Origin of the sequence: Pseudomonas sp. NFACC04-2, assembly GCF_900119265.1 — a bacterium.
Classification (GTDB): domain Bacteria; phylum Pseudomonadota; class Gammaproteobacteria; order Pseudomonadales; family Pseudomonadaceae; genus Aquipseudomonas; species Aquipseudomonas fluorescens_AA.
On record NZ_FPJC01000007.1, the window covers coordinates 108,606 to 135,223 of the forward strand.

The 26,618-nt window shown below is 63.2% G+C and carries 29 protein-coding genes; 16 read left to right on the forward strand and 13 right to left on the reverse strand.

Features of this window, described 5'->3' with window-relative positions; all coding sequences use genetic code 11:
• Nucleotides 1-19 precede the first annotated feature (19 nt).
• Nucleotides 20-1,483, forward strand: a complete 1,464-nt coding sequence (gene selO / locus BT125_RS12185) for a protein adenylyltransferase SelO (RefSeq protein ID WP_072407223.1) — start codon at nt 20-22, stop codon at nt 1,481-1,483.
• 234 nt (nt 1,484-1,717) lie between these two features.
• Here the strand turns inward: selO and BT125_RS12190 are convergent, their stop codons facing one another.
• From BT125_RS12190 to BT125_RS12205, 4 genes are all read right to left on the reverse strand, one after another.
• Nucleotides 1,718-2,119, reverse strand: coding sequence for a helix-turn-helix domain-containing protein (locus BT125_RS12190; protein ID WP_072407225.1), 402 nt, complete (start codon nt 2,117-2,119; stop codon nt 1,718-1,720).
• Nucleotides 2,116-2,415, reverse strand: a complete 300-nt coding sequence (locus BT125_RS12195; RefSeq protein WP_083564489.1) for a type II toxin-antitoxin system HigB family toxin — start codon at nt 2,413-2,415, stop codon at nt 2,116-2,118. The genes BT125_RS12190 and BT125_RS12195 overlap by 4 nt, the downstream gene beginning before the upstream one ends.
• Before the next feature lie 161 nt (nt 2,416-2,576).
• On the reverse strand, nt 2,577-2,855 hold the full coding sequence (locus tag BT125_RS12200) for a hypothetical protein (protein ID WP_072407229.1): 279 nt from the start codon (nt 2,853-2,855) through the stop codon (nt 2,577-2,579).
• A 247-nt stretch (nt 2,856-3,102) separates the two neighbouring features.
• On the reverse strand, nt 3,103-4,008 hold the full coding sequence (locus tag BT125_RS12205; RefSeq protein WP_187330174.1) for a LysR substrate-binding domain-containing protein: 906 nt from the start codon (nt 4,006-4,008) through the stop codon (nt 3,103-3,105).
• 207 nt (nt 4,009-4,215) lie between these two features.
• Between BT125_RS12205 and ycaC the strand changes: the two genes are divergently transcribed.
• Both ycaC and trxC read left to right on the forward strand, forming a co-directional pair.
• Complete coding sequence (gene ycaC, locus BT125_RS12210) at nt 4,216-4,842, forward strand: isochorismate family cysteine hydrolase YcaC (protein WP_018603387.1); 627 nt, start codon at nt 4,216-4,218, stop codon at nt 4,840-4,842.
• A gap of 172 nt (nt 4,843-5,014) precedes the next feature.
• Nucleotides 5,015-5,437: a thioredoxin TrxC gene (gene trxC / locus BT125_RS12215; RefSeq protein WP_025211468.1), complete on the forward strand. Its 423-nt coding sequence runs from the start codon at nt 5,015-5,017 to the stop codon at nt 5,435-5,437.
• A 3-nt stretch (nt 5,438-5,440) separates the two neighbouring features.
• Here the strand turns inward: trxC and BT125_RS12220 are convergent, their stop codons facing one another.
• The 8 genes from BT125_RS12220 to BT125_RS12255 form a co-directional block, all read right to left on the reverse strand.
• Nucleotides 5,441-6,637, reverse strand: coding sequence for an ABC transporter substrate-binding protein (locus tag BT125_RS12220; RefSeq protein ID WP_072407235.1), 1,197 nt, complete (start codon nt 6,635-6,637; stop codon nt 5,441-5,443).
• Complete coding sequence (locus BT125_RS12225; protein ID WP_072407237.1) at nt 6,637-7,641, reverse strand: CobW family GTP-binding protein; 1,005 nt, start codon at nt 7,639-7,641, stop codon at nt 6,637-6,639. The genes BT125_RS12220 and BT125_RS12225 overlap by 1 nt, the downstream gene beginning before the upstream one ends.
• On the reverse strand, nt 7,638-7,937 hold the full coding sequence (locus BT125_RS12230) for a hypothetical protein (protein WP_072407239.1): 300 nt from the start codon (nt 7,935-7,937) through the stop codon (nt 7,638-7,640). Before BT125_RS12230 ends, BT125_RS12225 begins: the two co-directional genes overlap by 4 nt.
• 14 nt (nt 7,938-7,951) lie before the next feature.
• Nucleotides 7,952-8,701 carry an SDR family NAD(P)-dependent oxidoreductase gene (locus BT125_RS12235; protein ID WP_072407241.1) on the reverse strand — a complete coding sequence of 250 codons (750 nt, stop codon included), beginning with the start codon at nt 8,699-8,701 and terminating at the stop codon, nt 7,952-7,954.
• A 70-nt stretch (nt 8,702-8,771) separates the two neighbouring features.
• Nucleotides 8,772-9,533, reverse strand: coding sequence for an SDR family NAD(P)-dependent oxidoreductase (locus BT125_RS12240; protein WP_072407243.1), 762 nt, complete (start codon nt 9,531-9,533; stop codon nt 8,772-8,774).
• Between the two features lie 11 nt (nt 9,534-9,544).
• Nucleotides 9,545-10,885 (reverse strand): MFS transporter, encoded by a 1,341-nt coding sequence (locus BT125_RS12245; protein WP_072407245.1) that lies wholly within the window; start codon nt 10,883-10,885, stop codon nt 9,545-9,547.
• Nucleotides 10,886-10,912: 27 nt separating this feature from the next.
• Nucleotides 10,913-11,794 (reverse strand): polysaccharide deacetylase family protein, encoded by an 882-nt coding sequence (locus tag BT125_RS12250; RefSeq protein ID WP_072407247.1) that lies wholly within the window; start codon nt 11,792-11,794, stop codon nt 10,913-10,915.
• Between the two features lie 37 nt (nt 11,795-11,831).
• On the reverse strand, nt 11,832-13,193 hold the full coding sequence (locus BT125_RS12255; protein ID WP_139271724.1) for an amidase: 1,362 nt from the start codon (nt 13,191-13,193) through the stop codon (nt 11,832-11,834).
• A gap of 345 nt (nt 13,194-13,538) precedes the next feature.
• On the opposite strand from BT125_RS12255, the gene BT125_RS12260 reads away from it, so the two are divergent.
• Complete coding sequence (locus tag BT125_RS12260; protein ID WP_072407251.1) at nt 13,539-14,540, forward strand: GntR family transcriptional regulator; 1,002 nt, start codon at nt 13,539-13,541, stop codon at nt 14,538-14,540.
• Nucleotides 14,541-14,564: 24 nt separating this feature from the next.
• Here BT125_RS12260 and BT125_RS12265 read toward each other — a convergent pair whose 3' ends face one another.
• Nucleotides 14,565-15,332 (reverse strand): ParA family protein, encoded by a 768-nt coding sequence (locus BT125_RS12265; RefSeq protein WP_063323262.1) that lies wholly within the window; start codon nt 15,330-15,332, stop codon nt 14,565-14,567.
• Between the two features lie 359 nt (nt 15,333-15,691).
• Between BT125_RS12265 and BT125_RS12270 the strand changes: the two genes are divergently transcribed.
• From BT125_RS12270 to BT125_RS12325, 12 genes are all read left to right on the forward strand, one after another.
• Nucleotides 15,692-16,411, forward strand: coding sequence for a beta-ketoacyl synthase chain length factor (locus tag BT125_RS12270; RefSeq protein WP_072407253.1), 720 nt, complete (start codon nt 15,692-15,694; stop codon nt 16,409-16,411).
• Nucleotides 16,387-17,196 carry a lysophospholipid acyltransferase family protein gene (locus tag BT125_RS12275; RefSeq protein ID WP_072407255.1) on the forward strand — a complete coding sequence of 270 codons (810 nt, stop codon included), beginning with the start codon at nt 16,387-16,389 and terminating at the stop codon, nt 17,194-17,196. The genes BT125_RS12270 and BT125_RS12275 overlap by 25 nt, the downstream gene beginning before the upstream one ends.
• Nucleotides 17,177-17,434: a phosphopantetheine-binding protein gene (locus BT125_RS12280; RefSeq protein ID WP_014336216.1), complete on the forward strand. Its 258-nt coding sequence runs from the start codon at nt 17,177-17,179 to the stop codon at nt 17,432-17,434. The genes BT125_RS12275 and BT125_RS12280 overlap by 20 nt, the downstream gene beginning before the upstream one ends.
• Nucleotides 17,435-17,443: 9 nt before the next feature.
• Complete coding sequence (locus tag BT125_RS12285) at nt 17,444-17,698, forward strand: acyl carrier protein (protein ID WP_030140951.1); 255 nt, start codon at nt 17,444-17,446, stop codon at nt 17,696-17,698.
• On the forward strand, nt 17,695-18,240 hold the full coding sequence (locus BT125_RS12290) for a COG4648 family protein (protein WP_072407257.1): 546 nt from the start codon (nt 17,695-17,697) through the stop codon (nt 18,238-18,240). Before BT125_RS12285 ends, BT125_RS12290 begins: the two co-directional genes overlap by 4 nt.
• Nucleotides 18,237-19,916, forward strand: a complete 1,680-nt coding sequence (locus BT125_RS12295; RefSeq protein ID WP_072407259.1) for an acyl-CoA synthetase family protein — start codon at nt 18,237-18,239, stop codon at nt 19,914-19,916. Before BT125_RS12290 ends, BT125_RS12295 begins: the two co-directional genes overlap by 4 nt.
• Before the next feature lie 164 nt (nt 19,917-20,080).
• Entirely contained in the window at nt 20,081-20,815 is a 735-nt protein-coding gene (locus BT125_RS12300) for a glycosyltransferase family 2 protein (protein WP_072407261.1), read from the forward strand.
• Complete coding sequence (locus BT125_RS12305) at nt 20,812-21,756, forward strand: LpxL/LpxP family acyltransferase (RefSeq protein WP_072407263.1); 945 nt, start codon at nt 20,812-20,814, stop codon at nt 21,754-21,756. The genes BT125_RS12300 and BT125_RS12305 overlap by 4 nt, the downstream gene beginning before the upstream one ends.
• On the forward strand, nt 21,737-23,281 hold the full coding sequence (gene hutH, locus BT125_RS12310) for an HAL/PAL/TAL family ammonia-lyase (protein WP_072407265.1): 1,545 nt from the start codon (nt 21,737-21,739) through the stop codon (nt 23,279-23,281). The genes BT125_RS12305 and hutH overlap by 20 nt, the downstream gene beginning before the upstream one ends.
• Nucleotides 23,274-23,699, forward strand: a complete 426-nt coding sequence (locus BT125_RS12315) for an acyl-CoA thioesterase (protein ID WP_072407267.1) — start codon at nt 23,274-23,276, stop codon at nt 23,697-23,699. The genes hutH and BT125_RS12315 overlap by 8 nt, the downstream gene beginning before the upstream one ends.
• Entirely contained in the window at nt 23,696-24,289 is a 594-nt protein-coding gene (locus BT125_RS12320) for an outer membrane lipoprotein carrier protein LolA (protein WP_072407269.1), read from the forward strand. Before BT125_RS12315 ends, BT125_RS12320 begins: the two co-directional genes overlap by 4 nt.
• A complete protein-coding gene (locus BT125_RS12325; protein ID WP_072407271.1) occupies nt 24,273-26,612 on the forward strand; it encodes an MMPL family transporter in 2,340 nt (779 codons plus the stop codon). The genes BT125_RS12320 and BT125_RS12325 overlap by 17 nt, the downstream gene beginning before the upstream one ends.
• Nucleotides 26,613-26,618 lie beyond the last annotated feature (6 nt).

Sequence of the window (26,618 nt, forward strand, 5' to 3'; positions counted from 1 at the left end):
CGTCCCGCCGGAGACGGCCATGAAAACGCTGGAAACCCTGACCTTCGATAACCGTTTCGCCCGCCTGGGCGACGGCCTCTCGACCCATGTGCTGCCCGAGCCCATCGACAATCCACGCTTGGTGGTCGCCAGTGCGGCGGCCATGGCGTTGCTGGACCTGGACCCGGCGCAAGCCCAGGCACCGCTGTTCGCCGAGATCTTTGGCGGCCACAAGCTCTGGGCCGAAACCGAGCCACGGGCGATGGTGTATTCCGGGCATCAGTTCGGTCACTACAACCCACAACTGGGCGACGGCCGAGGATTGCTGCTGGGCGAGGTGTACAACGAGGCTGGCGAGCACTGGGACCTGCACCTCAAGGGTGCCGGCCAGACGCCGTTTTCACGGATGGGCGACGGACGCGCGGTGCTGCGTTCCTCGATCCGCGAATTCCTCGCCTCCGAAGCCCTGCACGCCCTTGGCATTCCCACCACCCGGGCCTTGTGCGTGATCGGCTCGGACACCCCGGTATGGCGGGAAAAGCAGGAGCGCGCCGCCATGGTGCTGCGCCTGGCCCCCAGCCATGTGCGCTTCGGGCATTTCGAATACTTCTACTACACCAAGAAACCCGAACTGCATGCGGTCCTCGCCGAGCACGTGTTGAACCTGCACTTTGCCGAGTGCCGCGAACAACCGGAGCCGTACCTGGCGATGTTCCGCGAAATCGTCGAGCGCAATGCCGAGCTGATTGCCAAATGGCAGGCCTACGGTTTCTGCCATGGCGTGATGAACACCGACAACATGTCGATCCTGGGCATCACCTTCGACTTCGGACCGTTCGCCTTCCTTGACGACTTCGATGCCAACTTCATCTGCAACCACTCCGACGATCAGGGCCGTTACTCCTTCAGCAATCAGGTGCCCATCGGCCAATGGAATCTCAGCGCCTTGGCCCAGGCCCTGACGCCGTTCATCAGCGTCGAAGCCCTGCGCGAGACCCTCGGGTTGTACTTGCCGCTGTACCAGGCCCATTACCTGGACCTGATGCGCCGCCGCCTCGGCCTGACCCGCGCCGAAGAAGACGACCAGAAACTGCTGGAGCGTTTGCTGCAATTGATGCAAAACAGCGGCGTCGACTACAGCCTGTTCTTCCGCCGACTGGGCGACCAGGCACCCGAGCAAGCCGTGACCACCCTGCGCGATGACTTCGTCGACCTCAAGGGCTTCGACGCCTGGGGCGAACTGTATGTTGCCCGCGTCAACCGCGAAGGCCCCGTCGATCAAGACCAACGCCGCACGCGCATGCACGCCGTCAATCCGCTGTACGTGCTACGCAACTACCTGGCACAGAGAGCCATCGACGCCGCCGAATCAGGCGACTACGACGAAGTCCGCCGCCTGCACACCGTGCTGAGTAAGCCGTTCGAGGAACAACCGGGCATGGACAGTTACGCGCAACGTCCGCCGGAGTGGGGCAAGCACCTGGAAATCAGTTGCTCGTCGTAACGCGGCGCCACGGCTGAAATCATCTTCCCGCCCAACACATACTGTTCGGGGGCATGGTTAACACTGTGGCGAGGGAGCTTGCTCCCGCTGGGCGGCGCAGCCGCCCCAAGATGGACTGACGCGGTCTTCCAGACAGACCGCGTCAACCGGCTTTACGACGGCTACGCCGCCGAGCGGGAGCAAGCTCCCTCGCCACAAAAGCAGGTCGGTATTTCACAGCGCTACACCGAACCATCAAATGAAGGTTTCCACCGATACACCGAAGCGCTCGGCCAACCAGCGGATCTGCCTCAAATTGAGCTGACGCTTACCGCTCAATACCTCCGATACCACCGACTGGGTACCAGCGCCCGGCAAGTCGCTCTGGCTCATGCCATGTTCACGCATCAGATAACGCAGCGCCTCGACACCGCTCGTCTTGGGCATCGGCCGGTGCTGCTGGTCCCATGCCTCGATCCATTCGCCGATAATATCCACCAGGCTCATGAGAGGGTGGGTTTCGTCTTCGCCCACCAACGCCAACAGCTCATCAAGAGCACTCGCCAATCGGTCATAATCCTCTTCGCTCCTGGGTTTTCTCAGCAGGGGCGATACAAACTCCCAATGGGCAGCGGCTTGTTCAATCAGTGCACTCATCCCTTTTCCTCCTTCCACTTACCTCTATCGTATTCCTGATGATCCAGTACGCATTTGATGTACAAGCGCTGAGGTCGGTAACGGACCACTGCGATCAATCGCAGCTTGTTGCCACCCATATCGAACACATGTAACGGGCCCACCTTGTCGGTTGCGGGAAAAATGGACTTCATCGCAGCGAAGTCAGCAGGGCTGTTGCGCTTGATAAGTCGATACCATTGATCCAGCGCACTGGCTGAGCGTGGCCATTTCTCCTTGGCCTCCCAAATGCGTTCTCGGTGATCACATGCATGCAATGTCCTTATCGCATTTTGATATGGAAGATTTAAATACAGATTACAGCCATCGCAAATTGCGATAGCAACGAACAGACTAAGGGTTGCCTGAATACGTTATTAGCCTAGCCAGCCAACCCTTAAGGCTTCGGTAAAAAAATGTGAACGGATGTGAGCCCAGCTCACCCCACCTTATCGTTCCCCTGCTCGGGCGTCTCGATTCCCGGCTCCGCTTCGGCATTGTCCTTGTCAGTCGGTTTTGCCGGTGGTTTTTCCTCGGGATAGCCGGGCATGCCGCGGGCGTCTTCGGGGGTCAGCTCGTCCCGGTCGTGGCGGCGGTCGATAGCGTAGGCCGGGGCGGCGTTGGGGTCTTCGTCGCGGCCGGCGGTGCCGAGGACGAAGCCGTCGTCGTTGGGGTTGTCCACTGCTTGGGGAGTGGCTGGGTCTTGAGGATGGCTCATGGGACCTCCTGAGTCTGCAAACAGATACGTGGTGTCTTTTTGAGGCCCTGACAGCTTTTCAGTGCGGCGCACCTGATGAATGGCAGCCTTGATAAACGTCCTTGGAAAAGCCTGGAGTGTGAGTCCCTGTGGGAGCGGGCTTGCTCGCGAATGCGGCGTATCAGACACATAGATGTTGACTGGCACACCGTCTTCGCGAGCAAGCCCGCTCCCACAAGGAGAGTCCGCAGGCATGGCTGCCTCCACGCTACGCCATGTCGCTGTGACTGAATTCCTCGGCCAGAAAATCAATCAGCGTACGCACCGACGGCAGCAACCCGCGTCGCGAGGCAAAGATTGCGTGGACGATCCCGCACTTGGGCGTCCAGCCCGGCACCAGTTCCACCAACCGGCCAGCCGCTATGTCTTCACGCACCACCACGGTGGGCAAATGAGCGATGCCGATGCCGGCCAGCACCGCGTGCCGCAGGGCCAGCAGGTCGTCGGTGACCATGCGCGGCTCATGGCGAATCAGCGCGCGGGTGCCGTCCGGGCCGAACAGCTCCCATTGGTACTCCCGTTGCGCCCCACCCCAGTGCACGCTCGGCAAGCCGTTGAGGTCCGCCGGCGAAGCGGGTGAAGACAAGCGCTCAAGGTAAGCCGGGCTGCCCACCAGGCATTGGGTGCTGTTGCTCAGCACTTTCATCACCATGTCGGTGTTTTCCAGGGGAGGAAAGCGCACCCGCAAGGCGATATCGAACCCTTCGTGAATCAGGTCGACCCGCCGATTAGTGCTCTCGATGAACAACTCAACCCGTGGGTATTTGAGCATGTAGCGGGTCAGCATCGGCCCGACCCAACTATTGAGCAGCGCTGTCGGGCAACTGATGCGCACCAGCCCCTGGGGCTCGGACCGGTTGCGCTCGATCACCTCGGCCGCGCTCTCGGCCTCGACCCGCATCGCCAGGCAACGCTGGTAATAGGCCTGGCCGATTTCCGTCAACGTACAGTGGCGGCTGGTGCGATGGAGCAAGCGTACCCCGAGCCGATCTTCCAACTGGGCGATACGGCGGCTGAGCTTCGACTTGGGCATGTCCAGCGCCCGGCCCGCCGCGGCGAACCCCCGGTGCTCGACCACCTGGGTGAAATAGTAAAGCGTGTTGAGGTCTTCGATGATCGTTCTCCAAATAGAACGCTAAGGCGGATTTTTGCAGTCTAGCGCATCAAAGGTGCCAGTTTTAATCTACACCCATCGAAACGCAACACGGATCGAAGCCGGGGCGCTTCGACCGGATGAGTCACTGATCAATCGCTACACCGACATTAAAAACCTTAACCACGCCGAAACCTTCGGCAACCAAAACTTAATGAGGGCTACGCCATGACCACTTCCTACAACCGTCTCGACAAAGATAACGCCGCCGTTCTGCTGGTCGATCACCAAGCCGGCCTGCTGTCTCTGGTACGCGACATCGACCCGGACCGCTTCAAGAACAATGTGCTGGCCCTGGCCGACCTGGCGAAGTACTTCCAACTGCCGACCATCCTCACCACCAGCTTCGAAACCGGCCCCAACGGCCCGCTGATGCCGGAGCTCAAGACCCTGTTCCCGGACGCGCCGTACATCGCTCGCCCTGGCCAGATCAACGCCTGGGACAACGAAGATTTCGTCAAGGCGATCAAGGCCACCGGCAAGAAGCAACTGATCATCGCCGGCGTGGTCACCGAAGTCTGCGTAGCCTTCCCGGCCCTGTCGGCCCTGGCCGAAGGTTTCGAAGTGTTCGTGGTCACCGATGCATCCGGCACGTTCAACGAACTGACCCGCCAATCGGCCTGGGACCGCATGTCGTCCTCCGGTGCGCAACTGATGACCTGGTTCGGCCTGGCCTGTGAACTGCACCGCGACTGGCGCAACGACGTGGAAGGTCTGGCGACCCTGTTCTCCAACCACATCCCGGACTATCGCAACCTGATGACCAGCTACAACACGCTGACCAACGCTAAATAACAGCGACGTAGTACAAAATGTGGGAGCGGGCTTGCTCGCGAAGGCGGTGTATCAGTCGACATCTATGTGTCTGATACATCGCCTTCGCGAGCAAGCTCGCTCCCACAGGGTTTTGTGGTGGTTTCTATATAGTGTTCAATCTGTGCCAATGATTTTCCTGGAGACTGACCTGATGCTGATCCCCTGCCCCCATTGCAACGGGCTCAACCGCATACCCGCCGAACGCCTGGGCGACCAGCCCAAGTGCGGGCGCTGCAAGGCCCAGGTGTTACTGAGCAAACCGTTCGAACTCAAGCAAGGCGACTACGCCAGCCAGATCAAGGGTGACCTGCCGCTGCTGGTGGATGTGTGGGCCGATTGGTGTGGGCCTTGCAAGTCCTTCGCACCGGTGTTCGAACAGGCCGCCGCGCAGTTGACGGGCAAATGCCGGTTGGCCAAGCTCGACAGCGAGGCCAACCAGCAACTGTCGGCGCAGTTGGGGATCCGTTCGATTCCCAGCCTGATTCTGTTCAAGGACGGCCGGGAGGTGGCGCGCCAGAGCGGGGCATTGCCATTGCCGCAGTTGATGAGCTGGTTGCGCAGCCAGGGCATTTGATGTTCAGCGGCCTTTGTTGGCCGCGCGCAAAAAATCCCCCCAACGCCGCACCAGGTAGTTGTGTTCGTCCATCACCGAGTTCCACACGGCGATATGGCCCATGCGTTGCTCATACGAACCGCCGTCGCGCATTTCGCCGATGTCGATCAAGGGTTCGCCATCGCTGCCTGGCAACACTTCACGGGCCGGTTTGCCGGCGTACCAATAGTCCCATTCGGCATCGCTCAAATGGTCGCGGCTGCGGGGCGGGTTGCTGATGTAATAACCCTGGCGCGCCATGACCGCGCCAGGCCATCCCGAGAGCCACCAATTAAGGAACGCATAGGCGGCATCCAGCACCGCTCCCCGGGCATGGCGTGACACGGACAACCCACCGAACCAGGCGCGATAACCTTCACGGGGCACGGCAAGGCGGTACTTGATCCCGGCTCGATGCAGGCGCAGGAGCGTCGGAGACCAAAGGCTCTCGATGTCGATAGTCGGGCTGAGCATCAGTTGCGCCGCCTGTTCGTCATCCGACCAGAACGCCGCGAAATGACCTTCGCGCTGCTTGCGCACCAACACGTCGGCCAGGCTGTCGATCTCTTCGATACTGAGATTGCCGATGTCCTTGAACGACGCCAAACCCATGCCCTGTATCGCCAACGCCGCGTCGATGGCGCCAATCGCCGCGTCGCTTTGCAGTGCGGTACGCCCGCTCCAGGCCGGATCGAGCAGCCAGCCCCAACTCTCGTTGTCACGGGAAAACCCCGTCGGCAAGCGTTCCGGACGATAGGCAAAACTGTCGGCGTTATGGGTCAACGGTAACATGCTGATGTAGTCGCTGACGGTGCTGCCCAGGCTGCCGTCGTGTTGCACGTACAAGCGCTCATTGGGCACGCTGCCGCTGACCGGGCGATCCGCGGCGGACAACCGGCCGCGCTTGGGCAGGTTGTTGATCTCGTGCCACAGCGCGATGCGCCGGGTGTCGATGGGCTGGATCGCTCTTGCCGGCCAGACGAAATCAACGTTGTGAAACCACTGGTCGTACAGGTCGTAGCTGTCCGGTTGCATCACCGCGATGCGCTGGGCCTGCTCGACGCTGTGGACCTGATAGACCAGGCGAATACCAAGGTCCTGTTCGGCGCGAACCCGCAGGGATTCGAGCAAGGTGACGGAGGTGCCAAGCACCCGCAATGTGATGGGCGTGCCGCTGGTCATCAGGCACTCACCTCAGCCGCCGGCGCGAAGCAACGAGCAAAGACATCGAACGAATGCCGCAACCGCTCCGGGTCCAGGCCCCTGACGATAAATACCAAGCGCGATTGGCGCTCGGCACTGGGCCAGCGGGGCAGGTGCACCGGCGCGTGCAGGCAATGCTGCACACCATGGATGACGACTGGGGCCTGGAGGCTGTTCACGTTGAGCAATCCCTTGACGCGAAGAATGCGTTCGCCGTGGCATCTTAGCAGCATCGACAACCAGACCCCGAAGCCGATCCAGTCCAGCGGCTGATCGAAGGTCAGGCAGCAAACCTGGGCCTGGCCGTGCGGCGTAGCCTGGCCCTGTGGACGATGCAATTGCCAATGGGCCACCTCGACTTCAGGCGTGGCGCCACGCAGGCCTTCGCCCAACAATAATTGATCGCCACTGAGCACGTCGTGGGTGTCGAACAGCGGCACCCCCGGGTTCAACGTTTGCAGCCGCTGACGCAACGCGCTGACAGCCGACGCAGCGGCCTGATCGGTCTTGCTCAGCAGCAGGCGGTCCGCGGCGGCCACTTGGGCCAGCCACTCCGGATGGATGCGCGCTTGCAACTCGGCGTGACAGGCGTCTACCAGCGTCACGACCAAGCCAATGTGGAAGCGTCCGCGCAACTGCACGTCGTTGTTGAGTGTCGCCAGGATCGGCGCCGGATCGGCCAGCCCGGTCGTCTCCAGGATCACCCGTCGAAAAGCCGGGATCTCTCCTCGGTCACGCCGTGCCAGCAGATCGAGCAACGCGTCTTTCAACTCGCCGCGAATGGAACAGCAGACGCAGCCGCTGGGCAACAGCACCGTGTCCGGCGCCACCTCCCGGACCAACAAGTGATCGATGCCGATATCACCGAACTCATTGATCAACAACGCTGTGTCACCGAGGCTTTCGCCTTGCAACAGACGGTTGAGCAAGGTGGTCTTGCCGCTGCCGAGAAAGCCAGTCATGACGTTCAAGGCGATGCTCATGAGCCATGCTCCAGAGACCGCAGGAGGGCCGGATCGAGAGGATCCGCTGCCCGGCCCGCCATCGACTCAGCCAGGCTCCACAACTGGTCGAGCCCGCTGGCCAGTTCCTGCCGCCCGGTGGCGCCCATCAGCAGATACGCCGTGCCCTGGAAATCCTCGACCTTGAGCCGTAATGGCGCCAACACGCGATTAATCGCAGTAATCCGGCGCAACCGCTCACGACGCCGGGGCAGTTCATCACCCAGCGGATCGCTCCAATGCACGTTCTCGCCCAATAGACCGCACAAGCCACACATGCTTCAGCACTCCTTCATGGCATGACGTCGCCAGCGTTCGGTCCCAGGGTTTGCCCCACAAACAGGTTCCCTCCCGGGTCACTGGCCAGCAGTACAGCGGTGGGCGCCACTTCCGTGGCCAGGCCGAAGCGTCGCAAAGGCAACTCAGCGGACTTGGCCTGTTTCCAACTTTCGCTGATGCCGGCCACCAGCGGTGTTTCGATCGGTCCGGGGGCGATGGCGTTGACCAACACGTTGTCGGCGGCCACTTCCAGGGCCAGCGACTTGGTAAAACCGATCACCCCGGCCTTGGCCGCCGCATAGTGGCTGAGCTCGGCCCCGCCTTTGATGCCCAATTGCGAGGCGACGTTGATGATCCGCCCCCAGCGCTGCGCCAGCATATGTGGCAAGGCTCGCTGGCTGGCGATGAACACGCCGGTCAAGTCGACCCTGAGCATGTCGTTCCACATGTCGATACTCAGCTCGGTGCAACGCGCCTGGGTCAGCATGCCGGCGTTGTTGACCAGGATATCGATACCGCCGAACTGCTCGACGCACGCATCGACCCCAGCCTGGGCCCCTTCGACCGTGCCGACGTCGGCCACGCACTCGTACACCTCGACAGCCAACGCGCGACAGTCCTGTGCAATGACGGACAAGCGTCGCGCATCGCGATCGGTCAGCACCAGGCGCGCGCCTTGCGTCGCATAAGCCCGCGCAATCGCGGCACCGATGCCGCTGCCGGCGCCGGTGATCACGGCGCGGCGATTAAACAATTGTTGCATGGGACAATCCTCCAGATCCGCGGCAAACATGGGCGGCCATCAATTGAAAACACCACCGTGACGCCCGGCGTCAATCCGGCCAACGCACGGTCAGGCCGCCGTCAATGACGATGCTCTGGCCCGTCAGGTAGCTGGACTCATCGCCGGTCAAGAACCGCACCAGCGACGCCACCTCATCGGCCCGGCCGACTCGCCCCAGCGGAATCGCCCGGGCCGCCTTGGCCAGGCCTTCGGGCCCGAGGGAGTTTTTGCTGTCCAAGGACTGCGGCGTCTCGATCAGGCCCGGGATCACCGCATTGCAGCGTATGCCTTGCCCAGCCAACTCCACCGCCAGCGAACGGCATAGCCCTGGCACACCGGCCTTGGCTGCGGCGTAGTGGGCGTGGTCCTGCCAGCCATATACGCCGCCGGCGATCGAAGAAATCGCCACCAATGCACCGCCCTCGGTCATGTAGCGAACGCTGGCGCGGAAGGTGCGCATCACCCCGGTCAGATCGACATCGAGCATGGCGTTCCAGGCCTCGTCGCTCATGTCCAACAGAGGCGCACGGCGCAGCAAGCCGGCGTTGGCCACCGCGTAATCGAGACGCCCGAAGGTGCTGAACGCCTGCTCGGCCAGGTTATCCACCGAGCGAGTGTCGGTCACGTCCAGCGGCAACATCAGGCATTCGCCACCCAACGCCTCGATTTGCTGGCGGGTGTCTTGCGGGTCGTGAGGGTCCGCCGGCAAGTAGCCTGCGGCCACGGCCACACCGTGGCGGGCATACGCCACGGCAAGGGCCTGGCCGATGCCGCTGGCGGCACCGGTAATCAATGCAACTCTACGGGTCATGAGGGGCCTCCTTATTTCACGGTTTCCGGACGGACGTGGCGCGCCGCGAACATCAGCGCACCGGAGAGGAAACAAGGCAGCGCGCCGAAGTACAGCGCCGAGGTCTGCCAGTTGCCGCCTGCCGCCAGCACCTGGGTGGCACCGAACCCGGCCACCACCGCGCCGATCGGCCCCATGGCATGGATAATCGCGCCGCCCGTGGCGCGGATGCTGGTGGGGAAACTCTCACCGATGAAAAACAGCGCCGCCGAATAGGGACCGATCAGGAAGAACAGACCCAGGCTGTAAAGACCGACCACCATCGGCAGGTTGCTCGGACCGTAGAGCATGCCGGCAAACGACAGCCCGCCCAGCATCCAGCCCAACGCGATGACATTGCGCCGGCCGATCTTGTCGCCCATCCAGCCATGGCTCAGGTAACCGCAGTAGCCCACCAGGTTGGAGAGCACCAGGATGATCAACGAGTTTTCGAAGGAGATATGGTGCACGCTGACGATCACCGTGGTGCCGAGTACGCTGAACACTTGGATCGCCGCCCAGTTGAGCAGGATCGCCGCACCGATCACCAACGTCGCGCGCCGCGATGTGCCGCGAAAGGCCGCCGCGAGGCCAGCCTTGCTGTGTTCTTCGTAATCAACGCCGTAGGTGGACGCTACCGCTTGGGCATCAGCAACCGCACCGCTCTTGCGCAACTGGCCGATACGCTGGTGGATCTGGAACTGCGGGCTTTCCTTGAGCTTGCGCGCCATGATCGCAATGACGATGGCCGGGATCGCCGCAAAGATAAAGCAGCCCTGCCAGCCGATGGTCGGCAGCAACACCGCCGTCAAACCGGCGGCGGTCAATGCGCCCACCGGCCAGCCACCCTGCACCAGGCTGTAGATGAAGCCACGTCGCTTGGCCAGCCTCGGGTCATCGGAGGCGGCGTAAAGCTCGCTCAGGTAGGTGGCATTGACGGTCTCCTCGGCGTAACCCAACCCGCCCAGGGAACGGATCAGGATCAACGGGGATTTGCCCCAGGCACCGCCGATGGCCGTCAACGCCGAGCAGATCGCCGCGCCGCTGACGGTGAAAATGATCCCCATGCGCCGGCCCAAGCGGTCCACCAGGGGACCGATGGCCAATGCCACCACCGCTGTGCCGACCGCCACCCAGGTGGCGATTTCGGCTTGCTCGACTTCGCTCCAATTGAAGTGCCGGCCGATTTCCGGCAACAACGTGCCGAACAGAATGAAGTCATAGACCGCAAACACCCAGGCAAAAAAAGCGATCCAGGTGGCGAAGCGCACCTGGGCCGGCGTCAATTGCTCGGGTTTCCAACCAGTCAGGTCGAGTTTGTTGTAGATGGACATGAGAACACGCCTCGAATAAATGCAGGATCAGCGGCTGCGGGGGCTGCGACGAATGAAGTCATCGGCGATTTCATCGAACGTGACAAAGCGCACGCCGGCATGGCCCTGGATGTGTTCGATCAGGCGCTCCAGCATCAGCAGCACCTGGGGACGCCCGGAGACGTCGGGGTGGATAGTCATGGTGAACACGGCATGCTCGTGTTCGCGATAGACCCAGTCGAACTGGTCGCGCCACATCTCTTCGAGGTGCCGCGGGTTGACGAAACCGTGGCTGTTGGGCGATTTCTTGATGAACATCATCGGCGGCAGGTCGTCGAGGTACCAATTCGCTGGGATCTCCACCAGATCGGTTTCCTGGCCACGCACCAGCGGTTTCATCCAGGTGTCCGGGTGCTGGCTGTAGTCGATCTTGGTCCAGCTGTCGCCGACGCGAACGTAGTAGGGGTGGAAGTCGTTGTGCATCAGGCTGTGGTCGTACTTGATGCCTTTCTTGAGCAGCAGCTCGTTGGTCACTTTGCTGAATTCCCACCAGGGCGCCACATAGCCGGTAGGCCGCTTGCCGGTCACCTGGGTAATCAGCTCGATGGATTTATCGAGCACCGCTTCCTCCTGTTGCGGGGTCATCGCGATGGGGTTTTCGTGGCTATAGCCGTGCACGCCGATCTCGTGGCCCGCATCCGCTACGGCTTTCATTTGCTCGGGGAAGGTCTCCAGGGAATGCCCGGGGATAAACCAGGTGGTGCGCAGGCCGTAGCGTTCGAACAATTTGAGCAGCCGCGGCGAGCCGATTTCACCGGCAAACAGGCCGCGGGAAATATCGTCGGGTGAGTCTTCACCGCCGTAGGAGCCGAGCCAGCCCGCCACGGCGTCGACATCGACCCCAAATGCACAAAGAATATCTTTAGCCATGATCGGCCTCCGGTTGTGGTGGTTGTTCAAACATCAATCAGGAATTGGCCAGCGTCGCTTCGACCGAGCGCGCGACTCGCAGGAGCCGGGCATCCTCGCCTTGAGGCACGCTGAGCAGCAGGCCAGTGGGTAACCCCTGGCTGTCACGACCGCTGGGCAGGTTGATGCCGGGCATGTCGAGCAAGCTGCCGGGCATCGTCAGGCTCAGGGTGGCGAGATTGGTACGGACAAACAGTTCGTCGTCGGCCTCCAAAGGCGCCAGCGGCGGGGCGACATGGGCCACGGTCGGCGTGAGCAGCACCGCGCCGTCGAGTTCCTCGACGAGTTGGCGCTGCAAGGTCGATCGCGCGTCGTAAAGCTTGAGCACCTGGCTGGCGGTCATGGGCCGCGCCGCTTCGAGACGCCGGCGAACCCGCGGGTCGAGGCGTTCGGCATCGGCGCTGTCGAGCAGAGTCTCGTGCAAGGCGAATGCTTCGGCCGCCCCCAGCCAGCCGTGGTCGCGGATCAGTGCGAGGCTGGCCTGGAAAGCCGGCAATGGCCGAATCTCCACCAGCGCCCCAGCGGTGCGCAACGCCTGGACACCGGCCAGCACATTGGCCCGAACCGCAGCCTCGACACGGGTATCCTCCAGCACCGCTTGCTCGACCCAGAAACGCTGCCCGGCCAGGCTGCGCACCGGTGGCGTTTGTCGTGGGTCGCGCCCCTGAAGCAGCTCGTCGATCATCCAGGCGTCACGCACGCTACGAGTCAACGGGCCGACGCTGTCGATGCTGTGGGCCAGGGGAAATACCCCGTCGCGACTGTAACGACGGGAACTGGCGCGAAACCCCACCAAAGCGTTGAAAGCCGCCGGGACGCGAATCGAGCCGGCGGTATCGGTGCCCATGGCAATCGGCACGATCCCCGCCGCGACCGCCACCGCCGAACCGCTGGAGGAGCCGCCGGGGATCCGCGGTTGTGCATCGCTGAACGGGTTGACCGGCGTGCCAAAGTGCGGGTTGAGGCCAAGCCCTGAATAAGCGAACTCGCTGAGGTTGGTCTTGCCCAGACAGACCATGCCGGCTCGGCTGAGCAGGCTGACACTGGCCGCGTCCAGCAACGCGGGCGGCGCGTTCCGGCGCACCGCCGCTGCCGCGGTGGTGACACTACCGGCCACATCGAACAAGTCCTTCCAAGCCAACGGTACACCGTCAAAGCCGCTCAACGGTTGCCCGGCACGCCAGCGCGCCGCCGACGCCTGCGCTTCACGCCGGGCCCGGGCCTCAGTCAGCGACACGAACACGTGTTCGGCGCGCGCGGCTTGCTCCAGCGCTTGCTCCACCACCTGGACCGGATCGGTGCGCCTTGACGCGAAGGCTTCGGCGAGAGCAATGGCATCCAGCGAGGAAAATGAGCTCATGGGCAATGACATCCAAAAACGTATCTATTATTAAAATATACATTTTATCTGGAGCAGATTCCGTGCCAGCTACGTTTGCGCAGTCGATAGCCGCCGAGCGCCGAAGTCCCTAAAGGGGCTGGAGATATCGGCTTAGAGCGGTGTGAGTGACTTGATGAGCGGGGCCTTGGGCAATGCCCGGATGGGATATCTGTCTAATGTATATTTTTATAAAAGATACATTTAAGTGCATAAAAGTAACGTTTTGATGGGGCGAGCCCCATGAAAGGGCGCGCCAATGTGACCCTCAGTGACACAGGACACTGTGAGAGAATCCCTCCATCGCCGTCATGCCTAGAGGAATCGATGAAAGCAGCGACAGCCCAAGACCCGCGCACCGCGTCTCGTTACGCAATGATTCATCAGGTATTGCGTGATGCAATCACCGAGGGCACCGCACTCCAGGGCTTGGTGTTACTGGAAGCACCGCTGGCCGAGCTGTTCGGCACCAGTCGTGTGCCGGTGCGCAAGGCGCTGGATCTGTTGCACGAAGAGCGGTTGATCAGTCGTTTTGACGGGCGTGGGTACTTGATCAATCCCCTGGGCCTGGACATCGAGCCGCTGCGCCTGCCCTTGAGCCATGTTCACCTGGGTCTGGCGAGTGGCGAAGAACTGGTGGACACGCGGCCACTGGGCGAGCGGATCCACGAAGAAATCGGCAGCGCGCTGCTGACCTGCATTACCTTCGGCCATTACCGCCTCGATGAACAAGCCGCCGCCGAGCATTACGGCGTGAGCCGGGCCGTGGTGCGAGAAGCCTTGATGCGCCTGAGGGACCGGGGCTTGCTGGAAAAAGAGCCCTACTCACAGTGGCTCGCCGGCCCGCTCACTGCCCGGGAAGTCACCGAAGATTATGAGTTGCGCGCCTGCCTGGAGCCCGAAGCGCTACGTCAAAGTGCGCCAGGCCTGAGCCGCGAGCAACTGAAAGCCATGCTGGAACGGGTCACCCAAGCGCAACAGGCTGAGCATTGCCCGGAAGAGACGATCCAGCGCATTGAGGAAGACCTGCACCAGCACTGCCTCAGCGGCCTGCAAAATCGCAAGATGGCAGCACTGATTCGCCAGGCCCAAAGCCCGATGATCATCAGCCGGATTTTTTCCCGACTGCTGGGAATCGGCGCGGACCCCGCCATGCTGGCCGAGCACCGTTTGATCCTGGAACTGTTGCTACACGGTGCCTTCGACGCCGCCGCCCTGAACCTCAAGGAGCATCTGCAACGCGCCCGGCAACGCATGTTGCAACGCCTCAAGGTACTATCGGTAGTGCCTGAGCAGGACTTGCCACCCTACCTGAGCAAAATCAGTTGATCGCCCACAGTCGGCGGCCAGCCCTCAGCTTTCCAGCAATCCATGCAGCTCCACGAACTGCTGGGTCAGCTTGTGCCGCGGGTCAAGGTGGATCAGCGGCAGGCTGGCCTGGTGGGATTCGCGCATGCGCACCGAACTGCTCAGGTACACCGGCAATACCGGCAGGCCTTCGGCGATCAGTTCGTCGAGAATCTGCTGCGGCAGGCTGGCACGGGCCTGGAACTGGTTGACCACGATGCCTTCGACTTCCAGGCCTTCGTTATGGTCGTCCTTGAGTTCTTCAATCTCCGCCAGCAAGCCGTACAAGGCCTGACGGGAGAAGCTGTCGCAGTCGAACGGGATCAGCACCCGATCAGCGGCGATCAACGCTGAAACGGCATAGAAATTCAATGCTGGCGGGGTGTCCAGGTAAATCCGATCGTAATCCTCCTCCAGCTCTTCGAGCAATTTGCGCAGCTTGTTGATCTTGTGCTTCGCCTCAAGCTTGGGCTGCAGGTCCGTCAGCTCCGCCGTGGCGGTGATCACGTGCAGGTTGTCGAACGGCGTTTCGTAGATATCCACCTTGTTCTTTTTCGAGAAAGGCCCGGACGACAGGGTCTGTTTGAAGAAGTCGGCAATGCCCATGGGGATATCGTCGCCGGTCAGGCCAGTCAGGTATTGAGTGGAATTGGCCTGGGCATCCAGGTCCACCAACAGCGTGCGATAGCCCTCGCTGGCGCTCACTGCCGCCAGATTGCAGGCGATGCTGGACTTGCCCACGCCACCTTTCTGATTGAACACCACACGCCGCATGTCAAAACCTCCGTGTATCAAAGATTCCCGAGTGTAGTAGGCCGCGACACTGCTTAGCTACCTTCTGCGCAGAAGGACTACAGCAGCAGTGGCTTTTCCAACGATTCAGACGTCAATTGTGCCCGGATAAAGACACAAACAACCGACAGACAAGCCCGTGAAGATCGCGACAATGGTCCAAGCCAGGCATTGAGCGGACCGACCCGTACATTTTGCTGGGCAAAATGTAACCAGTATTTGCTACAAGCCAACCGCACCGGGATAATGCGCGCCACTTGGGTCGCAAGGCCATGCAGGGTAGGACGCGGGTCAAACCACTGAACCGTGACAATAAAAGCCCCGCAGGGGTGGGATGAGTTTTGATCAATTTCAATATCGCCCAATGGCGCGCGTGGGCCCCTGGGCTCGAAAGCGTGGACGACTGGCAGGCCTGGAGCCGACAGCCGGTTGTATTGCCGGCCAGCGATGCCGCCCCTGACGTATCGTTCCTACCCGCCATGCAGCGTCGCCGCCTTAGCCGCCTGGCCCGGATGGCCTTCAGTGTCGGCTGGCCACTGGCCGAAGGCCAGCCGGACCTACCGTTGGTCTTTATTTCCCGCCACGGCGAAACCCCGCGCACGTTCGAGATTCTCAAGGACCTGGCGGCCGATCAGCCCTTGTCGCCAACCCAGTTCAGCCTGTCGGTGCACAACGCCGTGATCGGCCTGTGGTCGATCATGCGCGGCGAAACCAGCGAAATGACCGCCCTGGCCGCCACCGGCGACGGCTTGGAACACGGCGTACTGGAGGCCGCCGCCTTGTTGAATGAAGGCTCGCCGGCAGTGTTGCTGGTGATCACCGAAGAACAACCGCCGCAAGTCTACGCACCGTGGGTCGATGACGTGCCTTTCCCCTATGCCGTGGGCCTGCTGCTGACGCCGGGCGACGACTGGCAACTGGACCTGTCCGCACAGGCCGGCCAACGTTCTGGCAGCGACTGGCCCCATGCCCTGGACCTGTTGCGTACCCTGCTGAACAACGAAACCACCTGCCAACATGCCTGGAAGAATCGTGTATGGACCTGGCAACGCAACCGGTGACCGATAAACATCGCGACGCCTATTACTGGCGCCTGATCGCGACCGCCGCAAGCTTCGCCCTGTTCGGGCTGGGCGGGCTGTGCCTGCGCTTGCTGGTTTTTCCGTTGCTGGCCTGGCTGCCCGGCGATGCCCAGGCCCACCGACAAAGGGCTCGCCGCACCGTCGGGCGGTTGTTCTGGTTTTTTATCCGGTTCATGGCCCGTACTGGAGTGCTCACCTACCAGATCGATGGCGCCGAACGACTCGGTCGCCCCGGGCAGATGATCATTGCCAATCACCCCTCACTGATCGACGTGGTGTTCCTGATCGGGCTGGTGCCCAACGCCAACTGCGTGGTCAAGCAAAGCCTGTGGGACAATCCCTTTACCCGTGGTCCATTGCGCTCAACCCAGTACATCAGCAACGACGGCAGCATGGATATGCTCGATGCCGCCAGCGATACCCTGCGAGATGGCCAGACGCTGATCGTGTTTCCCGAAGGAACCCGCACCCAGCCAGGCCAAGTACCGGCCTTTCATCGGGGGGCCGCGGCCATCGCCCTGCGGGGTGCGAAAATCCTCACGCCCGTCACGATCAAGGTCAACCCCACGACCCTGACCAAGGCCGAACCCTGGTATCGCATCCCCCGACGCCGCGTGCACTTCAGTTTTCAGGTCGGGGCCGATATAGACCCACAGGCGTTCGCCGCGCTCGGCCCGCCTCCCCAGGCTTCGCGCAGGCTCAACGATTTCTTGCATCACTATTTCATCAAGGAGCTCGCCGAAGATGAGCGATCTGCACCGTGACATCAAACAGCTGATCATCGACGCCCTCGGCCTGGAAGACATCGGCATCGACGACATCGGCGACCACCAGACCCTGTTCGGCGAAGGCCTGGGCCTGGACTCGGTGGATGCCCTGGAGCTAGGCCTGGCGATCCAGAAGGAGTACGGCATCAAGATCGATGCCGACGCCAAGGACACTCGTAACCATTTCAGCAATGTGGCAAGCCTTGCGGCCTTCGTCACTGCAAAACGCCCCTGAGACCGGACCATGCAAACTCGTGATGACATTTTCAACACCCTGCGTGACGCCCTGGTTGAGCTCTTCGAGCTGGACCCAGAGCGCGTGACGCTGGAATCGAACCTGTACCAAGACCTGGAAATCGACAGCATCGATGCGGTTGACCTGATCGACCACATCAAACGCCAGACCGGCAAGAAAATCGCCGCCGAAGAATTCAAGTCGGTGCGCACCGTCAATGACGTGGTCGAGGCGGTCTATCGACTGGTTCAACCGGCCGCATGACTCGGCTGATTGGCCTCGGCCTGCTGCTGGCAGGCCTGCTGTACCCCTTTGCGGTGTATTTCGGCATGGAGCATTTCGCCCCGTGGCAGTTCGGGTTGCTGCTCGGTAGCCTTTGGCTGGCCCGGGCGTTGCTAGGCAAGGGCGGCGACGGCAGCCGTTGGATGGCGACCACGGCGATCGTGTTTTGCGTGTTGCTCGCGCTGTTCGACAGCCCGCTCCTGCTGCGTTGGTACCCGGTGCTGATCAGCGGGTTCATGCTCGGGCTGTTCGCCCTGAGCCTGAAATACGGCCCGCCAATGATCGAACGCCTGGCCCGCCTGCGCGAACCGCAGCTGCCGGCCAAGGCGGTGGTCTATACGCGTCAGGTCACGGTGGCCTGGAGTGTGTTTTTCCTGTGTAACGGTTTGCTCGCCGCCGCCCTGACCCTCTGGGCGCCGCTGAGCTGGTGGATGTTGTACACCGGCCTGATTTCCTACGGGTTGATGGGGCTGCTGTTTGCCATTGAATGGCTCATACGACAACGGGTAAGAGGCCGCCCATGAATTGGATAACACTTGAGCGGATGTTGCTCAGGGCTCAGCCGGAACGCGTCGTCGCGGTCGAACCGGCGCTGGATCATTCGCAACTGCGGGGCGCGGCGTTGCGCCTGGCGGCCGGCCTGCAAGCCCGGGGCGTGCGCCATGTGGCGGTGCACCTGGAAGATGCAGCCGACCTGGCCACCGCCCTGCTCGGTGCATGGCATGCCGGGGTGCGCGTCCTGCTTCCCGCCGACCTGCAAGCGCAGACACGCCAGCGCTGGGCGTCGGAGGTGGACCTGTGGCTGACCGACCAGCCCGGCGACACCCATCCCGACGACGTGCAACACGCGCCGATGGACGCCGCCGTACTGGACCTCGATCACTGCTGGCTGAGCCTGTGCACCTCCGGCTCCAGCGGCGAGCCCAAGCGCATCGAGAAAACCCTGCGCCAGTTGAGTAATGAAGTCCAGGCCCTGGAACAGCTGTGGGGCGCCGACCTGGGCCCGGCCTGCATGATCGGCAGCGTTGCCACCCAGCATATCTACGGGCTGCTGTTCCGAGTGCTGTGGCCGCTGTGCGCCGGGCGTCCGTTCGGGCGCAGGCAATTGGCGTTTCCCGAAGACCTGCAACGCGCCAGCCGCGAGCAGCCGGTGTTCGCCTGGGTCGCCAGCCCGGCGTTGCTCAAGCGCATGGGCGATAACCTCGATTGGCCGGCACTGAGCAGCGTGCGCCGGGTGTTCACCTCCGGCGGCGCCTTGCCAACCGAGGCCGCGCAAAGCTTGCAGCAACGCCTGGGGCAATGGCCGACGGAAATTTTCGGCAGCTCGGAAACCGGCGGCATCGCCTGGCGCCAGGGTGACCCATGGTGGCAGCCCTTTGCCGGCGTCGAGCTGAGCCAGGACAGCGACGGCGCCTTGCTGATCGCTTCGCCCTATCTGCCCTCCGGGCATGTGGAACACACCGCCGACGCGGCGCGAATCGCCGAAGATGGGCGCTTCGAGCTGCTGGGGCGACTGGACCGTATCGTCAAGCTCGAAGAGAAGCGCATCTCCCTGCCCATGCTCGAACAGGCGTTGGTAACCCACGACTGGGTCAGCGAAGCGCGGCTGGGCGTCGTGCAGGAGAATCGCGCCTCCCTCGGCGCGCTACTGGTGCTGAGCGACGCAGGCCTGCGAGCCTTGCGTAACCAGGGCCGGCGCGCCGTAACCGAGGGCCTGCGCCGCCACCTGAGCGAACATTGCGAAACCCTGGCTCTGCCACGGCGCTGGCGCTGGGTACGGCAGTTGCCGCTCAACGCCCAGGGCAAGCTGCCCCAGGCCGAGGTCGAGGCGCTGCTGCTCGCGCCACGCCCCAAAGCCCCTGACGTGTTGGAGCAAGTCGAAACCGACGGTGAGTGGAGCCTGCAACTGGTCGTGCCGCCTGACCTTGCATACTTCAGCGGCCACTTCCCCACCGCACCGGTATTGCCCGGCGTGGTACAGGTCGACTGGGCCTTGAGCATCGGCCGCCAATTGCTGAATCTGCCGCCCCGGTTCGTCGGCATGGAAGTATTGAAATTCCAGCAACTGGTGCGCCCCGGCGATGACCTTCAACTGCACCTGCGCTTCGACCGCGAACGCGGCAAGCTGTACTTTGCCTACCGCAATGCCACGGCGGCCTGTTCCAGCGGGCGGATTGTGTTGGGGGAAAACAATGCCTAGGCCTGCAATCAAATCCCTGTGGCGAGGGAGCTTGCTCCCGCTCGAGCGCGCAGCGCTCGCCCAGCGTTCTCAAACACAGGGGCCTGCTTCGCAGCCCAGCGGGAGCAAGCTCCCTCGCCACGATAAGCTTCCTGGTGACAATGGATCGATGGAGGACAGGCAAGATGCATAACCCCTGCGCCGTCATCCCGGTCTACAACCACGAAACCGCCATTTCGGCGGTGGTCCAGGCATTGCTCGCCAACGGCCTGCCCTGTGTGCTGGTGGATGACGCCAGCAACCGGGCATGTGCCGCCGTACTGGAACGGCTGGCCGAGGGCGCGCACGTGCATCTGGTCAGGCTGGCCGTCAACCAGGGCAAGGGCGGCGCGGTGATGACCGGCCTGCGGGAAGCGTCGCGCCTGGGTTTCAGCCACGCCTTGCAAGTGGACGCTGACGGGCAGCACGACCTGGGCGACGTGAAGACCTTCATCGAGCAATCCCGTGCCCACCCGGACGCAGTGATCTGCGGCTATCCGCACTACGACGCCAGCGTGCCGAAAGGTCGCCTGTACGCGCGCTACCTGACCCACGTCATGGTCTGGATCAACAGCCTCTCCCTGCAAATCCGCGACTCGATGTGCGGCTTTCGGGTCTACCCCTTGGCACCGACCCTGGCGCTGATCGACTCGGCCAATATCGGCAAGCGCATGGATTTCGACTCGGACATCCTGGTGCGCCTGGCCTGGCGCAACCAGCCGATGCACTGGCTGCACACCCGGGTCCATTACCCTCAGGACGGCGTTTCGCACTTTCGCCTGTTCCACGACAATGTGCTGATTTCCAGCATGCACACCCGGCTGTTCTTCGGCATGCTGGTGCGCGCCCCCCTGATTCTTTGGCGACGGTGGCGGGCATGAGCCTTCAGGCAGACAAACAACATTGGGCCGACCGCCAGGAACGCGGCAGTTTCTGGCTGATGAAACTCACCGCGCTCGCCGCCAAGGTGCTCGGCCGACGCTTGCTGACCCCGGTGCTGTACGGCATCGTCCTGTACTTTTTCATTTTCGGCCGCAGCGCGCGCCAGGCAGCCTGGCAATACCAGCAACGCCTGGCCGACTGGAGCGCACGCCCCGAACTGCGCCCGACCCGCTGGCGGGTGTTCGGGCAGTTCATGGCGTTCGCCGATTCCTTGCTCGACAAGCTCGACGTCTGGAACGGCAAGCTGAGCATCGACCAGATCGAAATCGTCGACCCGGCGCTGCTGCGCAATCACCTGCGCGATGCCCGCGGGCAAATGCTGGTGGGCGCGCACCTGGGCAACCTGGAGATGTGCCGGGCCCTGGCCGAGCTGGGCGAGAAAGTGACCATGAACGTGCTGGTGCACACCAAGCATGCCGAGCAGTTCAACCGTTTGCTGGGCGAGGCCGGCGCCACGCACTTGCGGCTGATCCAGGTCAGCGAGCTGAACCCGGTGATCATGTTGCAACTGAGCGAGCACCTGGAGCGCGGCGAGTGGCTGGCGATTGCCGGCGACCGCGTGCCGCTGCATGGCGGTCGTAGCGTGACCGTGGACTTCATGGGCCACCCGGCGGCATTCCCCCAAGGGCCCTGGTTGCTGGCCGGCCTGCTGAAATGCCCGGTCAACCTGCTGATGTGCCTCAAGCACGAGGGGCGCTATCGCGTCACCCTCGAACCCTTCGCCGAGGCCGTGGTGTGGAAACGCAACGACCGCGAGCAAGTGATCGCCCACTGGGCCGGCCACTATGCCGAGCGCCTGGCGCAGTACTGCCTCCAGGGGCCCCAACAGTGGTTCAACTTTTACCCTTTCTGGAAGACCGATGACGATGCCCACTCTTGAGCCGGTAACTTTCGGCGAACGCCCCCTGCGCATCGAAGATGTGCTGGCCCTGGCCAACCGTCAGGCCCCGACGCAGTTGCAGGAGGATCCGGCGTTCCGCCAGCGCATCGCCAAGGGTGCGCAATTCCTCGACTCCTTGCTGGACAAGGAAGGCGTGATCTACGGTGTGACCACCGGCTACGGTGACTCTTGCGTGGTGGCGGTGCCGCTGCACCACGTCGAGGCCCTGCCGCGTCATCTGTACACGTTCCACGGCTGTGGCCTGGGCAAGCTGCTGGACGCCCAGGCCACCCGCGCGGTGCTGGCGGCGCGCTTGCAGTCGCTGTGCCAAGGCGTGTCCGGGGTGCGGGTGGAACTGCTGGAGCGGCTCCAGGCCTTTCTCAAACACGACGTCCTGCCGCTGATTCCGGAAGAAGGCTCGGTGGGCGCCAGCGGCGACCTGACGCCGCTGTCCTATGTGGCGGCCACGCTGTCCGGCGAACGGGAAGTGATGTTCCGCGGCGAGCGGCGCCTGGCCGCCGACGTGCACCGTGAACTGGGCTGGACCCCACTGGTGCTGCGGCCCAAGGAAGCCCTGGCGCTGATGAACGGCACCGCTGTGATGACCGGCCTGGCCTGCCTGGCCTTCGCCCGGGCCGACTACCTGCTGCAACTGGCGACCCGTATCACCGCGTTGAATGTCGTCGCCCTGCAAGGCAACCCGGAACATTTCGACGAGCGCCTGTTCGCCGCCAAGCCACACCCAGGGCAAATGCAAGTCGCCGCGTGGCTGCGCAAGGACCTGGCGATCGATGCGCCGACGGCGCCGCTGCATCGCCTGCAGGATCGCTACTCCCTGCGCTGCGCGCCCCATGTACTCGGCGTGCTGGCCGACAGCCTGGGCTGGCTGCGTTCGTTCATCGAGACCGAACTCAACAGCGCCAACGACAATCCGATCATCGACGCCGAAGCCGAGCGCGTGCTCCACGGCGGACATTTCTACGGCGGGCATATCGCCTTCGCCATGGACAGCCTGAAGAATCTGGTGGCCAACGTCGCGGATTTGCTGGATCGGCAACTCGCGCTGCTGGTGGACGAGCGCTACAACCATGGCCTGCCGAGCAACCTGTCCGGCGCCAGCGCCGAGCGGGCGATGCTCAACCATGGCTTCAAGGCTGTGCAGATCGGCACCAGCGCCTGGACCGCCGAGGCCCTGAAAAACACCATGCCGGCCAGCGTGTTCTCACGCTCCACCGAGTGTCACAACCAGGACAAGGTGAGCATGGGCACCATCGCCGCCCGGGACGCGATCCGCGTGCTGGAGCTGACCGAACAAGTCGCTGCCGCCACGCTGCTGGCGGCCAACCAGGGCGTATGGTTGCGCAGTCGTGCCGAAGACGCGCGGCCGCTGCCGCCGGCCCTGGCCGCCATGCACCAGCAACTGGCCGAGGACTTCGCCCCGGTCATCGAAGACCGCGCCCTGGAAGGCGAACTGCGCCTGTGCCTGCAACGCATCGCCGAACAACATTGGAGGCTGCATGCGTAGCCAAGGCGTTCTGCACGTCGACACCCACATCGTGGTGCCGTTTTTCGACGTCGATTCGATGAATGTGGTCTGGCACGGCCACTACGTCAAATACCTGGAAGTGGCTCGCTGTGCGCTGCTCGACCTGATCGGCCACAACTACAACGACATGCTCGAATCCGGCCATGCGTGGCCGGTTATCGACCTGCAACTGCGCTACGTGCGCAGCGCCGTGTTCGGCCAGGCCCTGACCGTGCGTGCCAGCCTGGTGGAGTGGGAAAACCGGCTGAAGATCAATTACCTGATCAGCGACGCAGCCACCGGCGAACGCTTGACCCGCGCCAGTTCGGTGCAGGTGGCCGTGGACCTCGCCAGCCGCGAAATGTTGCTGGCCTCGCCCCGGGTCTTTGTCGAAGCCGTCGAAAGGAAACTGCCATGAAACGTTTGTCGATCTGCCTGCTGCTGTGTTGCCTGGCGCCGTTGGCCCAGGCCTTCGACCTGCAGCAATTGAGCGACCAACTGGCCCGCCCGGAGGTGATCCACGGCCAGTTCATCCAGGAAAAACACCTGCGCGCCCTGCCCCAACCCCTCACCAGCAAGGGTCGCTTCGTGCTGGCGAAAAACCACGGCCTGCTGTGGCTGCTGCAAACCCCGCTGCAACAGGACTACCGCATCACCGCCCAAGGCATCGCCCGACGGGACGGCAATGCCTGGCAGATGCTGCCGAACAAGAGCGCTGGCGCCGAGCAGAACCGTCTGTTCCTGGCGGTCCTGCAGGGTGATAGCAGTGGCTTGCAGCGGGATTTCGAGCTGAGCCTGTCGGGCGAGCCACAGCAGTGGAAACTCACCCTGACCCCGCGCTCGGTGCTGCTCAAACAGGTCTTCAAGCAGATCAACATCGATGGCGGCGAACTGGTCCAGCGCATCGAACTGCTGGAAACCCAGGGCGACAGCACTGTACTGCGCATGCAGGACAGCACCAGCGCACAGCCCTTGAGCGAAACGGAGCAACATGATTTTGCCGAGTGAACGGATGCTGCCACGGCTGTTCCTGATCCTGCTGCTGGCAGTGCTCGCGCTCGCCGGCTGGCAGTGGCGCAACGGCGCGCCGCTGTCGGCCAATCTCATGGAGCTGGTGCCGGGCACGTCGCCTGATGCCCTGGAACTGATCGCCGAGCAGCGCATGCAGGAACCGTTGAATCGCGAGGTGCTGGTGCTGGTGGGTCATGCCGATCGCCAGCAAGCCATCGCCCTGGCGCAAACCCTGGGCGAGCAATGGCAGGCCAGCGGCCTGTTCGACAAGGTGCAGTGGACATTGCAGGCCGACTTGCCGGCGCTGCGTACGCAACTGCTCAACGGGCGGTTGGCGATGCTCTCGGCGGCGGACCGGCAGCAACTGATCGAACAGCCCCAGGCGTTCATCCAGCAACGGGTGCAGGCCCTGTTCGACCCATTCAGCGGCTTCAGCCTGGTGCCGAACCAGGACGATTGGCTAGGCCTGACCGGGCGCATCCAGAACAGCCAGCCCCAACGCGGCGCGATCAAATTCGACATCGGCAGCGGGGCCCTGGTCGCCGATGCCGACGGTAAAAGCTGGGTGATGCTGCGGGCCCGTGCCCAGGGCACCGCCTTCGATATGAACCTGCCGCTGCAAGTGGCCGAGCTGCTGCAACGCGGCCGCGACCAGGCGGGCCAGGCCCAAGGGCAACTGCTGGCGGCCAGCGGCCTGCTGTACGCCGCCAGCGGCCAGCAACAGGCGTCGCGGGAAATCACCTGGGTCGGCGGTGGCGCGACGGTCGGCATCTTGCTGCTGCTGTTACTGGCCTTCCGACGCTTGCGCGTGTGGCTGGCGTTCGTGCCGGTGCTGGTGGGCATGCTGTTCGGCGCCGTGGCGTGCGTGGCCTTGTTCGGGCGCATGCATGTCATGACCCTGGTACTGGGTTCCAGCCTGATCGGCGTCGCGGTGGATTACCCCCTGCACTACCTGTCCAAGAGCTGGAGCCTCAAGCCATGGCGCAGCTGGCCGGCCTTGCGCCTGACCCTGCCGGGGCTGAGCCTGAGCCTGGCGACCACCTGCATCGGCTACCTGGCCCTGGCCTGGACGCCGTTCCCGGCCCTGACCCAGATCGCGATATTTTCTGCCGCCGGGCTGGTGGGTGCCTACCTGACCGCGGTGTGCCTGTTGCCGGCGCTGCTCAACGGTGCGGATTTGCGTCCGGCCCAGTGGCCGCTGCGGCTGTGCGAATGCCTGCTCCAGATCCGCCAGGCGTTGTTGGCACGGGTGCCCACGCCAGTGCTGCTGGTGTTGCTGCTGAGCTTCTGCGCCGGCGGCCTCTGGCACCTGACCACGAAAAACGACATCCGCCAGTGGATCGGCACGCCTCAGCACCTCACCGACGAAGCCCGCGACATCGCGCGCATCACAGGCTTCCAGCCCACCAGCCAGTTCTTCCTGATCCGCGCCGACAATCAGTCTCAACTGCTGGAGCGCCAGACCGCTCTCAACGAGCGGCTGGATCAGTTGATCGCCCTGGAAAAACTCCAGGGCTACCTGTCGCTGAACCAACTGGTGAGCCCGCCCGCCGATCAACAGAAGGTGCGTGAGGCCTTGGCCCGGTTGCCGGCTGTCTGGCAGCCGTTGCTGGACCTGGGCGTGCCGGTCGCCGCGCTGCAAGCGGAACTGGCGCAATTGCAGGCCTTGCCGGTGACCGACATCGATGCCGCGCTGGCCGGCCCCCTGGCCGAGCCGTACCGCACGCTCTGGCTCGGCCCCACCGCCCAAGGCGTGGCCGCCATGATCAGCCTGCAAGGCTTGAACGATGCCGCGCTGCTGCGGGTGCAAGCCGTGGACCTTCCGGGGGTGCAACTGGTGGATCGCCTGGGCGACCTGAACCGGGTCTTCGCCGCCACGCAGATCAGCGCCGCCGAGTTGAAACTGGCCTCCTGCGTGCTGATCGTGCTGGTGCTGATCTGGCCGTTCGGGGTCGGTGCGGCCTTGCGCATCGTCGCCTTGCCGTTGCTGGCCGCGCTGTGCAGCCTGGCGAGCCTCGGCTGGCTGGGGCAGCCACTGACCCTGTTCAGCCTGTTCGGCCTGCTGCTGGTGACGGCCATTGGCGTCGATTACGCGATCCTGATGCGCGAGCAGATTGGTGGCGCGGCGGTGAGCCTGCTGGGCACTTTCCTGGCAGCGATCACCACCTGGCTGTCGTTCGGCCTGCTGGCGCTTTCCAGCACACCGGCCGTAAGTAATTTCGGCCTGGCGGTGAGCTTGGGGCTGGCCTTCAGTTTCATGCTGGCGCCATGGGCCGGGCGTCACGAACACCCCACACCCGCTCAAGAAGACCAACGATGATTACGG